12 protein-coding genes are annotated in these 12,744 nt (G+C 43.4%); 9 read left to right on the forward strand and 3 right to left on the reverse strand.

All coding sequences use genetic code 11. From position 1 onward, the window contains the following. Positions 1-99: 99 nt before the first annotated feature. The gene (locus TCA2_RS21920) at positions 100-285 is read right to left on the reverse strand and encodes a hypothetical protein (RefSeq protein WP_047913734.1); all 186 of its coding nucleotides are present in this window, start codon (positions 283-285) and stop codon (positions 100-102) included. Between the two features lie 557 nt (positions 286-842). On the opposite strand from TCA2_RS21920, the gene TCA2_RS21925 reads away from it, so the two are divergent. Continuing rightward, entirely contained in the window at positions 843-1,718 is an 876-nt protein-coding gene (locus tag TCA2_RS21925; protein ID WP_047913735.1) for a cation diffusion facilitator family transporter, read from the forward strand. Between the two features lie 97 nt (positions 1,719-1,815). On the opposite strand, the gene TCA2_RS21930 is transcribed toward TCA2_RS21925, so the two are convergent. Both TCA2_RS21930 and TCA2_RS26780 read right to left on the reverse strand, forming a co-directional pair. After that, positions 1,816-2,214 (reverse strand): hypothetical protein, encoded by a 399-nt coding sequence (locus TCA2_RS21930; protein ID WP_047913736.1) that lies wholly within the window; start codon positions 2,212-2,214, stop codon positions 1,816-1,818. Positions 2,215-2,532: 318 nt separating this feature from the next. Next, positions 2,533-2,697 (reverse strand): DUF1328 domain-containing protein, encoded by a 165-nt coding sequence (locus TCA2_RS26780; RefSeq protein WP_047913737.1) that lies wholly within the window; start codon positions 2,695-2,697, stop codon positions 2,533-2,535. A 259-nt stretch (positions 2,698-2,956) separates the two neighbouring features. Between TCA2_RS26780 and TCA2_RS21940 the strand changes: the two genes are divergently transcribed. From TCA2_RS21940 to TCA2_RS21975, 8 genes are all read left to right on the forward strand, one after another. Further along, positions 2,957-3,457 carry a DUF948 domain-containing protein gene (locus TCA2_RS21940; protein WP_047913738.1) on the forward strand — a complete coding sequence of 167 codons (501 nt, stop codon included), beginning with the start codon at positions 2,957-2,959 and terminating at the stop codon, positions 3,455-3,457. 42 nt (positions 3,458-3,499) lie between these two features. Continuing rightward, positions 3,500-4,015, forward strand: coding sequence for a hypothetical protein (locus TCA2_RS21945; protein WP_052512262.1), 516 nt, complete (start codon positions 3,500-3,502; stop codon positions 4,013-4,015). 131 nt (positions 4,016-4,146) lie between these two features. Next, positions 4,147-4,491 (forward strand): general stress protein, encoded by a 345-nt coding sequence (locus tag TCA2_RS21950; protein WP_047913739.1) that lies wholly within the window; start codon positions 4,147-4,149, stop codon positions 4,489-4,491. A gap of 293 nt (positions 4,492-4,784) precedes the next feature. Next, complete coding sequence (locus tag TCA2_RS21955) at positions 4,785-5,954, forward strand: PP2C family protein-serine/threonine phosphatase (protein WP_047913740.1); 1,170 nt, start codon at positions 4,785-4,787, stop codon at positions 5,952-5,954. Between the two features lie 4 nt (positions 5,955-5,958). Next, positions 5,959-9,669, forward strand: coding sequence for a response regulator (locus TCA2_RS21960; RefSeq protein ID WP_047913741.1), 3,711 nt, complete (start codon positions 5,959-5,961; stop codon positions 9,667-9,669). A 71-nt stretch (positions 9,670-9,740) separates the two neighbouring features. Next, the gene (locus TCA2_RS21965; RefSeq protein ID WP_047913742.1) at positions 9,741-10,613 is read left to right on the forward strand and encodes a protein-glutamate O-methyltransferase CheR; all 873 of its coding nucleotides are present in this window, start codon (positions 9,741-9,743) and stop codon (positions 10,611-10,613) included. A gap of 26 nt (positions 10,614-10,639) precedes the next feature. Beyond that, positions 10,640-12,277 (forward strand): response regulator, encoded by a 1,638-nt coding sequence (locus tag TCA2_RS21970; RefSeq protein ID WP_047913778.1) that lies wholly within the window; start codon positions 10,640-10,642, stop codon positions 12,275-12,277. A 117-nt stretch (positions 12,278-12,394) separates the two neighbouring features. Continuing rightward, positions 12,395-12,733, forward strand: a complete 339-nt coding sequence (locus TCA2_RS21975; protein WP_047913743.1) for an STAS domain-containing protein — start codon at positions 12,395-12,397, stop codon at positions 12,731-12,733. Positions 12,734-12,744 lie beyond the last annotated feature (11 nt).

Below are 12,744 nucleotides of genomic sequence, written 5' to 3' on the forward strand. Positions count from 1 at the left end.
AAGTCCGTATTCCATGGATTGAATTGTTACCAATTCATCCGGAATACGGACTTTTTAGGTTTTGCCGCCAACAGTTTAGGAATTGGAGGATAACCAATATTAAGACCCGCCAGTACGACGACGCTGATTATTCGGCTTTTTGTTGTTTTGGCTGACTAATTTCTTCGTTCCATTATTTTGGAAGCCGCCGCCGCGATTCCCGTTGTTTTGCTCTTTTTTCTGGGCGAGCTTTTGCTTGACTGCATCAGCCAGACTAATTTTACGAGGCTCGTTATTTTCGCTCATGAGATACATACCTCCTCTTTCGTAATCACTACCCGGTTGAAATGTAGAGTATACATACTTAACATTTCACTACCCGGTTGAAATGTAGGGTATACATACGTAACATTTCACTACCCGGTTGAAATGTAGAGTATACATACGTAACATTTCACTACCCGGTTGAAATGTAGAGTAAACATACGTAACATTTCACTACCCGGTTGAAATGTAGAGTAAACATACGTAACATTTCACTACCCGGTTGAAATGTAGAGTAAACATACTTAACATTTCAACCTAATTTTATCCGTTTTTAAATCTCCAAACAAGGGCAAGAATAGATTAGAGTATAATCTAGAATATCAACCGGTTTTTCCCCCATACAAAAAAGTTTGTTTAGACTCATAGCGATGCCGCCAAGCAACACTGTTTCATCTTGTCTACAGCAATGTGACCCGGCAACATTGTTTCTATAGACCCACACGGTACCCATTTGGTAACATGGTAAAACGATTGTTCAAGCTTGCACGTGCCTATGAAATATATTTGTGTGCTTCAAAAAAGGAGTGTCGTTTCGGTTGAATGCTTATGATGATATAAAAAAAGGGGAGCGCGGGGCATGGATCAGCATCGCTGCCTATCTCGTTCTGTCAGCCTTTAAGCTTATTTGCGGTTTTGCTTTTAATTCAAGTGCTCTAAAAGCAGACGGCTTTAATAATCTGACAGACATTGTTGCTTCGATAGCCGTCCTTATCGGGCTGAGGATTTCACGGAAGCCGCCTGATTCAGATCATGCGTACGGCCATTTCCGGGCGGAAACGGTGGCAGCACTGGTGGCTTCATTTATTATGGCGATGGTCGGGATTCAGGTGCTCATTGATGCGGGAACTTCACTTTTTGAAGGAACGAAGGAGATCCCTGATATTTGGTCAGCTCTCGTTGCAGGAGTGGCCGCCGTAGTTATGATTGGAGTATATTTGTATAATCGCAAATTAGCCCGCCAGATCAGAAGTCAGGCGTTAATGGCTGCAGCCAAAGATAATCTCTCTGATGCATTCGTCAGTGTGGGGGCTGCTATTGGTATAATTGGAGCCCAGTTCGGTTTGCCTTGGATGGATACCGTTGCTGCATTTATTGTAGGTCTTCTCATTTGTAAGACAGCCTGGGATATCTTTAGAGAATCGACACATAGTCTAACCGACGGTTTTGATGAGGATCAGCTGCATGATTTGCGAACTACGGTCGCCAAAACGCCTGGGGTACAGGGCATCAAGGATGTCAAAGCAAGGCTGTACGGCAGTCATGTCATGGTCGATGTCGTTGTTGAGGTGGCAAGGGATCTAAGTATTGTCGAAGGGCATCACATCAGTGATACGATTGAAGAGAACATGCGGAGACATCACAATATAATGCATGTGCATGTGCATGTGGAGCCGGAAGAAACGCGGATCTAGCTGAATAGCGACGAATAAAAACACAAAAAAGGTGTTCCTCTCGTTATCGATTGTACAAGAGGGACACCTTTTATCATTTCATCTATATTTTACTGTGTTACATTCCTGTATTGACCCATGCAATACCTTTCCAAGTATAAATTTCTACCCAAGTTTCGCCTGTAGTTTGGTTCATAACTTCGTTTCCGGTAACAGATACGAATTGAGGGCTGAGAGCACCTGTTGCTTTGCCGTTAGGAGCATCATAGAAGTAAGTGATTTTTGTAATCTCCAGTGGCTTAAGCGGGATATCGATTCCATCTCCAGGCTCTACAATCGGTTCTCCATAAACAACGTCGGACACGGATCCGTCTGTTGTGGAAGTTCCATCAACGCTTACAGAAATAGGAGTCGGGGACTCTGTTTCTGTAGTTGGGGTAACTTCTTGTGCGCTGGCTGCTGCCGCCATGGAAGCTGTTACAAAAAGTGCTGCGGTAATACTGATCATTTTTTTCATTTGGATATCCTCCTAGTGTTGTTATGTAGTTCTTACATGCTTTATCAATAACCAAGCAAATAAGGATATGAAACACAAATTATAACAATTATTTCTTTATTTATCCAAGGTACATGTGCCCGGTTTCTAAACTGATGGTTTTGGACTAATTTTCTTGGGAAAGTAGCACAAAAAAACCTTACCTGACAAAGTGTTGTAATAAGGTTGGAGCTAACCAACCATCCTACACTTCTGTCACCGTAAGGTTTTTTTATGTCGATCGTCTGATGCTATTCTAGCAGCATTGTGTCATTTTACATCTAAGCTTCCATGGATGCTTTATCGCGATCGGCTTCTTCCTGTGAAGAGAGAAATAACGAACAATACCAGGAATACGAAGAACAATACTTTGGCAATGGATGCAGCTGCTTCAACAATACCGAAGAATCCGAAGATACCGGCTACAACCGCTACAATGAGAAAAATTAGTGACCATTTCAACATGGTAATCATCCTTTCCGTTTTTGTCAGAGGTGCGTTTCGCTTAGTGCTTGTCGTCACCTCGTTCGTAGTTGTCATTAACCCCGAAGAATTAAGACGAAACAAAAAGGGGGACTAGAAGATATTGTCTCAAAATTCCCTACAAATAATACGCGGATAAATAGAATTTTACCTCTCTGCTGTTTGTTTCGACAAAGGGGAGGCAGGGTAACTATGAAATAACAAAACAACAAAACAAATTGCGAAAGCGAGGTCATCCAATATGATAGAAGTAAGTGTTCTCATTATAGCGATAGCATTTGCCGTGCTTGTCGTTTTCCTCATCAAAACATTAAAGACAGTTCAGGTCTCCCTTGATAATGTATCCAAGACGCTTCAGGAGGTTCGAGGTACAATCGACGAACTGGGTTATGAAGTGAAGCAGACCGTTAGACATGCCAACGATATTACAGCCGACGTTGAGCATAAGATGAAGCAGATTGATCCTGTTGTGACATCGGTCAAAAACCTGGGAGAGATTTTAACAGAGGTTACTGCTGCTGCGAAGCAAGTATCCTCAACGCTCATGAACAAATTCCAGAAGAAAAAAGAAGGATCGGTGGATACATCAGTAAGCAGAGCAGCTGATTCCAGCTACACGAAATCACTGCCTGCACCTGGCATGACAACACCGACTTTAGCACATCATGACAACCATTCTTCACGCAAGTGGATGAATTATGTAGATATTGCAGCAGACACATGGAGCAGATTCCGCAAATAAGAAGCCAACTAGAAACATGGAGAAGAAGAAAGGGTGAGGCTAATGTTACGTATGCTCGTATTGATGCTTGCTTTAACAGCTCCTCTTTCCGTTCAACCCGTGGCAATGCAAGGGGAGTCCGTAGCATCTGCTGCAGTACAGCCTGCAGCAGATCGGACTACCTTAAGATCAGACCAGAAGATTACTTTTGATACAGTGAATGACATCTCTTTATATGACACAGCTGAAGATCTCGTTGATCAATACGGGCAGCCCGTAAGTATTGAGCATAATCGACTGCTTGGCAGCAAGGAATATATTTACGAGGATATGCTGGTTGGTATAAATAATGGCGTTGTAAACTATGTTCAAGTAGATAACAAAGCCAGCTATTTAAAGGTGAATAATGAATATATGGAGATGACTCCAAGCAGTATCAGAGCCACTCTAGGAGAGCCTGATTTTGTAGCGCAAGATGGAGAGGTATATGTTAGAGATCATCATGCTGTGAAAGTGTATATGAATCCGGATAACGGCAAATTGCAGTATGTGGAATTTTTTGACGAATATTCATTTTGAATGAATTAATAAGGGAATCAATTTCATAAATCATTTTAGGAATTTATTCAAGTTTATTTAAATACTTGTTTCATTTCAGAGTATAAGGGTTAATGTTCAATATGTGAAAATCTCAAAGGAGCGTGGATACCATGAGTACTACCAATGCAAAGAGCTATGCTAAAGTGGTTGAGAATGGAATTCAAGCGGTTGAGGCGGTAAAAGAGCTTCGTGAAGCTGGATATACTACAGATCAAATATTCGTCTTGGCGCATGACCAAGATCGAACGGATCGTATTGCAGATAAAGCTAATGCCAAAGAGATCGGAATTAAGGAGGAAGGGATGTTTGATTCTCTAGCCAACCTGTTCCGCTCACGAGGGGACGAGCTTCGTGCAAAGATTGTAACGATGGGTTATACCGAAGCGGAAGCTGATTATTATGAGAAAGAACTGGATAAAGGAAAAGTACTCGTTATTGCTAGACGGGGTGAATGATATTTTTAAGTTTAAACATATGGAAATAACATATTTATAGAGCCAAGGAATGGGACTAAAAGTCCCATTCCTTCTGTGCGTTCAATAGAGAAATCTATGAAAAATGGGTGAAGAAGCTTTAAATGACAACCTTAGATGTGTGCGTTATTTTATAATAAAAGGGATGCAAACCAAGGGTGTAAGGCATTTGACTTTTATTGGGACTGCTCTAGGTTACAAATCAGTGTATAATCATTGTTAGTGGAATTTGCAGTACGAATAGCGCATTTGGCTTCTGACAGAAGGAGAGAGCTATGAGAATATTAATTGTTGATGATAATCCTACCAATGTCATTATTATTCGTGAAATCTTAAAGAAAGAAAATTATCGAGATATTATTACGGCAAGCTCCGCTTTTGATATGTTTGATGTGCTTGGCATTAAGCTGGGTGCAGATGTGGATGGGAATGCAAATGAGCCTGAGGCCTCTGATATAGACCTTATTCTGCTGGATATGATGATGCCGGAGATGGATGGGATTGAGGCTTGCGGTGTTGTGCAGAAGTACCCGCACCTCAAAGATATTCCTATTATTATGGTCACCGCTGTAGGAGATTCCAAGAAGTTGGCAGAAGCGCTTGATGTCGGTGCAATGGACTATGTGACCAAACCTATTAATAAGGTCGAGCTGATGGCTCGTATTCGTCTCGCCCTTCGATTGAAGCAGGAGAAGGATTGGAGAAAAGAAAGAGATAAGCGCATTCAAGATGAGCTCAAACTTGCGGGTCTGGTACAAAATGCGGTGTTAAGTCCGGCTATAGAGGATGATCATTTTCATGTTCATGCCTTGTATCAGCCTTCTGCAGAACTGGCTGGGGATTTATACGCCTGGTATCCGCTTGGCAAAGGAAGATACGGTGTGATCCTGCTTGATATGATGGGGCACGGCATTTCTTCTTCTTTATTTTGCATGTTTATCGCATCGGTATTAAAGGATGCGGTTACTACCTACGTTCAGCCTGACCGGGTTGTCCAAGAGCTGAATCGTAGATTTAATCAGCTGTACCTCGAGGAACAACTGGTGCAATATTATTTTACAGCCATTTATCTTGTGGTGGACACGAATGAAAAGCGTATTGATTACGTAAATGCAGGCCATCCGCCTGCCCTGCTGTTCGAGGATGACGGAACCGTACACACACTTGATGTGGTTACACATCCGGTAGGACTATTCGAGCAAATGGATGCGAAGACAGAAACGATATATTACAAGGGTGACAGCCATATTGCGATGTTTACAGACGGGCTTCTGGAAGTATTCGAAGGTGAGACAGAGGAGCAATTCGCTTATCTAACGCAGAATTTATCTAGAAATCATACTTGGGATGAGACGGAAATGCGCCGGATCTTTCTGGATGACAGCATTCCGAAGGAACATGAAGATGATATTTGCTTAGTATGGATTACACTAAAAGGAGAATGACAGTATGAAGATACGCACTCGACTGCTTATAGGCTTCAGTGCATTAATGGCAATATTGCTTGTACTAACCATTGTCAGTTATAACACCACCAGCTCGATGCGAACGGAAATTGATGAACTGTACAATGACCGTTATATGAAGACCCGATATACTTCTGGAGTGCGTGCAGATGTAAATAATATAGCCACCCAGATTGCGACAGCCATAACGAATCCGAATACAAATTCAGCAGAAACGCTCAGTCAACGGATCGAGGATCTTAAGTCAAATGCTGCGACACAGCTTGAAGAGGTTACCGAGCGAGCGACTGAGGCTGAAGAACGCCGCTTGGTTGACCAGGTTGTCGTCAATTTAAGAGAATATACGAGCTACACGGATCGTCTTCTGGCCCTGCTGGAATCAGGCGAATATGCAGCGGCTACCAACCTTCGGACAAACACGGGAACGGCTGCCCAGCAAGGGGTATTAGATGTACTGACAGAACTCAATAATTATCAGGATCTACTAATTGATGATCAGATCCAGGAAGCGAATAACGAGATGAACCGCTCTGTCCAGTGGCTCACTGTGCTGCTGGTAACCGGATTGCTGGTCGCCTTGGGGGTTATCTTATGGGTGATTCCAAGCATAACGAAGGGTCTGAATACAGTTTCGATGATGATCCAAAGCTTCGGCAAGGGAAGATTCCGGACGATCAAACGGATTCAGGTCAAGTCCAAGGACGAAATTGGACAGATTGCGCATGTGTTTAAAGACATAGCCAAAGATTTAGAAGAGAAACAGCAGATTGAACAGGATTACCTAAGAGCACAAGAGGATCAGAGCTGGTTGAATGCCAATATGGCCCGAATTACGGAGATGCTGCGGGGTATTAATTCAACCCATGAAGTGGCACAGCTGTTCATTAGTGAATTTGCGCCTATTCTTACGGCGAAATATGGGGCTGTATATCTTCATGATGAGAACAAGCACCCTGAAGAGCTCAGACGCTATGGAGCGTACGCTTTTGATGACAGCAATACAGAATGCAGCCGAACCTTTAAGATTGGAGAAGGGTTAATCGGTCAGAGTGCGCTGGATAAAAAAGTGGTTGAGCTTACCGAAGCGCCTGATGGGTATTTGTCCATTGGATCTAGCCTTGGCTCTGCGAAACCGGCCAACATTCTGATCCAGCCCGTACTATTTGAAGATGAAGTATTAGGTGTAGTAGAAATCGCATCCTTCGAATCGTTCTCGAGTCTGCAAAAAGCGTTGTTTGAGCAGCTTATTAATAATATGGGTATTATTATTAATAATATTAATAGACGTATGCGTGTTGAAGAGCTGCTTCGTGAGTCTCAGACACTTACAGAGGAACTTCAGGTACAATCTGAAGAATTGCAGACCCAACAGGAGGAGCTTCGTCGTTCGAATGAGAACCTGGGCGAACAGGCTGAGGAACTCAAGCGTTCTGAAGAACTGCTTCAACGCCAGCAGGAAGAGCTGGAGCATTTCAACACCGAATTACTTGCGAAGACGAGAGCTCTCGAAGAGCAGGTACAGCAGGTGGAAGAGAAGAATGAACAGATTGAGGAGACGAAGCGGCAGCTGGAGCAGCAAGCCATGCAGCTCTCGATCACTTCGAAATATAAATCCGAGTTCTTGGCGAACATGTCTCATGAGCTTCGGACTCCGCTGAACAGCTTGCTTATTCTATCGCAGCTTCTTACGGAGAACAAAGAAGGTAATCTGTCGGATAAACAGAAGGAATATGCACAAACCATCTATATGTCCGGTGCTGACCTCTTGAAAATGATCGATGAAATTCTGGACCTGTCCAAAGTCGAGTCTGGAAAGATGGATATTAATCATGAAAAAGTCAGCCTGCAGGATCTGCGCAACTTCGTTCAGCAGAATTTTGCGCCGGTTGCACTTAGCAAGGATTTGAAGCTGGCATTTGAAGTCAAGGATGAGCTGCCAGAGAGCTTCATATCGGATGGGCATCGGGTGAAGCAGGTGCTGCGGAACCTCTTATCCAATGCATTCAAATTTACTTCAGAGGGCTCAATTACGGTCAGCATGAGACAAGCGGACGATTCAGAGCTGCCTCATTATATTGATATGGATGTACCTTTCCTGGCTATTTCAGTGAATGATACAGGCATTGGCATTGCTCCTGACAAAAAAGATCTGATCTTTGAAGCCTTCCAGCAGGTGGATGGAACGACCAGCCGCAAATACGGAGGAACCGGGCTTGGACTCTCCATCAGCCGTGAGCTGGCTCGTCTGCTTGGCGGGGAGATTATGCTGGAGTCTACGGAGGGCAAGGGCAGCACATTTACTCTGTATCTCCCTCTGCTTACAGATGCTAAGCTGGGAGAGCAGCGGGAGCTTTCGGTTGAACAGGGCGAAGCCGCAGCTGCACAAGAGTCCAGAGGCCGTTACCTGCCGCAAGGAAGATCGGTACTGAGTGCTGTACAGAGTGAGGCCAAAGCGCAGATCGCATCCTCCGCGACAGTGATCAATAACATCAAGGATGATCGGGATACGATTAAAGAAGGCGATCGGGTGATGCTGATCATTGAGGATGATCCCAAATTTGCGAATATACTGATGGACATGACGCGTGCCCGCGGATTTAAAGCGTTAGTTGCTCTGCAGGGAGATGTAGGACTGGATACAGCGAAGCAATATGTCCCTGATGCGATTATTCTTGATATTCAGCTTCCGGTGATGGATGGATGGGCTGTGCTTAACGAACTCAAGGCGAACTTGTCGACTCGTCATATCCCGGTACATGTGATTTCGGTTATTGATGACATTAAGCAAGGCTTGATGATGGGGGCTATCGCTTATCTGAAGAAGCCGTCTACTCGAGAATCGCTGGATAATGCTTTTTCACATATTGAATCCTATATTGATAAATCATTGAAGCGGCTTCTCATTGTAGAAGATGATGCTGTTCAGAGAAATGCCATTATAGAGCTTATAGATCATGATGATGTTGCAATAACTGCGGTGTCTACAGGCAGGGAAGCGCTGGATGAATTAAGAAATGTGAAGTATGACTGTATGGTTCTTGACTTGATGCTCACCGATATGACGGGATTTGAGCTGCTTGATCAAGTAAGGGATAATGCGAGTCTGAATGATCTTCCAATTATCATATATACAGGCAAGGAGCTCGACAGTAAGGAGGAAATGGAGCTGCGCAAGTATGCGGAGTCCATCATTATCAAGGACGTCAAATCACCGGAACGTTTACTGGATGAGACAACCTTGTTCCTGCACCGGGTAGAAGCTAATCTTCCTGAAGATAAGAGACAGATTCTACAAAATCTGTACAACAAGGAAACTTTATTTGAAGGTAAACGAATATTGCTCGTCGATGATGATATCCGGAATGTATTTGCTCTATCTAGCGTTCTTGAAGGGTATCGTATGGAAGTCACATTTGCCGAGAATGGCAGAGAAGCAATTGAAATTCTCGAACGTGATCACGGATATGATCTGGTGTTGATGGACATGATGATGCCGGAGATGGATGGTTACGAGGCAATGAGAAGAATTAGAGAAATGCCTGAATTTGATAAGCTGCCGATTATTGCCCTTACCGCCAAAGCGATGAAGGATGATCGCAGCAAATGTATAGAAGCAGGAGCTTCAGATTATGTGAAAAAACCGATTCAAACCGATCAATTATTATCTCTAATGAGAGTTTGGCTGTATTCATAATCTGTATTCGTGGGTAAGTATGTTAGAATACACCCAATTTGATCGAATTTTAGTAAGGAAGTGGGAAGGTAATGACATCCTGGGATCAAACACACACAGAGGATTCGGCGGACGACAAGCCGATGATTAAGGAACGCGAGCAAATTGAAATTGAATTGTTAATGGAAGGAATACACCGTTTTTATGGGTATGACTTCCGTAATTATGCACTCCCTTCACTGACACGGAGAATTCTTCATCATGTGAATGCGGAGCGTTTGAAATCGATATCGGAGCTGCAGCATCAGGTACTTCATAACCGGGAAGCATTCAAACGTCTAGTGCAAAGCTTGTCTATCCCCGTAACTGAAATGTTTCGTGATCCCAGTTTGTTCAAGACGTTCCGCGAGAAAATAATTCCCGTATTAAGGACATATCCTTATATCCGGATATGGCACGCCGGCTGTTCGACGGGAGAGGAAGTCTATTCGATGGCTATTTTGCTGCATGAAGAGGGGTTATATGAGAAATCCCGTATTTATGCAACAGATATGAATGAACGTTCTCTCCAGCAGGCGAAGGAAGGGGTGTACGGCATTGAGAAAATGAAGCTGTACACCAAAAATTATTTGGAGGCCGGCGGTACGGGTGTCTTTTCAGAATATTACACGGCACGCTACAACTCGGTCATGTTCCATCCTTTTCTGAGACGAAATATCATTTTTGCAGAGCATAACTTGGCTACGGATCGTTCTTTTAACGAATTCAACGTTATATTCTGTAGAAATGTCATGATCTACTTTAACGATGAGCTGCGCAATCATGTTCATGGCCTGTTTCATGAGAGCCTGAGCCACTTTGGAATTTTGGTATTAGGGGCGAAGGAATCCATTCATTTCTCAGGCTATAGTGATGATTACGAGTCGATGGACCGGGCTGAAAAAATATATCGCAAGGTGAAATAAACGCGGGGGGTTAGGTTGTTATGGTCATGGGGGCTCAAGAACCGATTCATATTCTGCTTGTAGATGACCGCCCTGAGAATTTGCTTGCGCTTGAAGCGGTGCTTGAGAGTGAGCATTATGTTCTCGTAAAGGCGACTTCGGGGGAAGAAGCATTGAGGAGTCTTCTTAAGCATGAATTTGCCGTTATTGTTCTCGACGTCCAGATGCCTGGGCTTGACGGAATAGAGACCGCAAAATTGATTAAAGCCAGAGATAAAACCAAAGATATTCCAATTATTTTTATATCTGCTAACAGCAAAGAGGCAGAGCATCTATTCGCCGGATATTCAGCGGGTGCGATCGATTATATGGTCAAACCGTTCATTCCACAGATTCTAAAGTCCAAGATTGAAGGATTTGTAGAGATGTATCTGTCGAACAAGCAGCTCAAGACCCAATCCATGCTGCTGCAGCAAAAGACGATGGAGCTGGAGCGGATCAATAAGGAATTGGTTGAAGCGAAAGAGGCTGCTGAGATTGCTGCACATGCGAAGACAGAGTTTTTGGCTATTATGAGTCATGAGATTCGAACGCCGATGAATGGGGTTATCGGTATGATTGATCTCCTGATGGAGACCGATCTTGCAGAAGAACAGCAGGAGTATACCCAAATAATTAGAAGCAGTGCGGATGCCTTGGTAAGCATCATCAACGATATTTTGGACTTTACCAAAATGGAGTCTGGCAAAATGGAGCTGGAACGGCAGCCATTTGACTTGTCCAGCTGTATTCAGGAAGTGTTGAACTTGTTCCAGGTTGATGCTGCTAAGAAAAATTTGGAGCTCGTTTACTTTGTCGATGAGAAGATACCTTCTGTCCTCTACGGAGATATGACCAGACTTCGCCAAGTGCTGATTAATTTGATCAGTAATGCAGTGAAGTTCACAGAACAGGGTGGAGTGTATATCATCTCTTCGCTTAAACAGGTTGAGAATGGGGTCTATACGCTGGAGTTCACGGTGAAGGACACGGGTATTGGAATTCCGGAGGAGAAGGTTCACCATTTGTTCCAGCCATTCTCTCAGTTGGATTCCTCTATGACTCGAAAATACGGAGGAACCGGATTAGGTCTAGCTATATGCAAAAACCTGGTTGAGATGATGAATGGTCATATTTACATTGATACAACCGAGGAACGGGGAGCATCCTTCGTATTCACCGTGGAAATGGCTCCTTATGATCATCACGGCAAAGAGGAAGAATGCAACGAGCTGCAAGCACGTAGTCATACAGAGAAGGAATCTTCTGCAAACGTGCTGGTCGTTGATGATCATCCGATTAATCAAAAGTTGATGGTAAGTATGCTGGGCAAGCTGGGCTTGTCCTCAGATATTGCTGAAGACGGTCAGCAGGCATTAGATATGATGCTGAAGTATAAGTATGATCTGATATTTATGGATCTGCAGATGCCTGTAATGGATGGATTGGAAAGTACTCGCCGCATTCGTAAAGAGCTAAATGGAGTCCATTATCCGACGATTGTTGCCATGACGGCTAATGTGATGGATGGAGTTCAGCAGCGCTGTCTGGCAGCAGGGATGGATGATTATATTAGTAAGCCTGTCAAAATGGGTAGTGTAAAACAGAAACTGGCTCAAATCCAAAGGGTAGGAAATGGAGTATAAGCTTCTTTTTACTTGAATCAATTTCAATTCTGAAATATTTTCCAAGTGCAGATTTGTTTCACTAGATAAATAGGTGGTTAATCAATATAGAAATAATTTTTGGGAGAGAGATGTCTAATGAATACAAATAAAAATGACAAGTTTAAAGCAGAGACAGAAGTCAATAATAACACTTGTACAGTTTATTTGAGCGGAGAGCTGGACCTCTCCGTTGCTCCGGACTTTAGAAATACGATGGAGCCCCTAGTGGCAAATACGGATCAAGACCTGATTGTGAATCTGAAAGATCTGAAATACATTGATAGTACGGGGATTGGAATTTTGTTGTCTATTCTAAAAGCAAGACATGCGAAAGATGCCTCATTCATGGTGGAAGAGGTTCCTGGAAATATACAAAAGCTATTTGACATGACAGGCATCACCAAATTCTTTGTCCCTCAGGAGAATTCCCAATAGGAAAGGATCGA

Origin of the sequence: Paenibacillus sp. TCA20 (assembly GCF_000732325.1) — a bacterium.
Lineage (GTDB): Bacteria > Bacillota > Bacilli > Paenibacillales > Paenibacillaceae > Paenibacillus > Paenibacillus urinalis.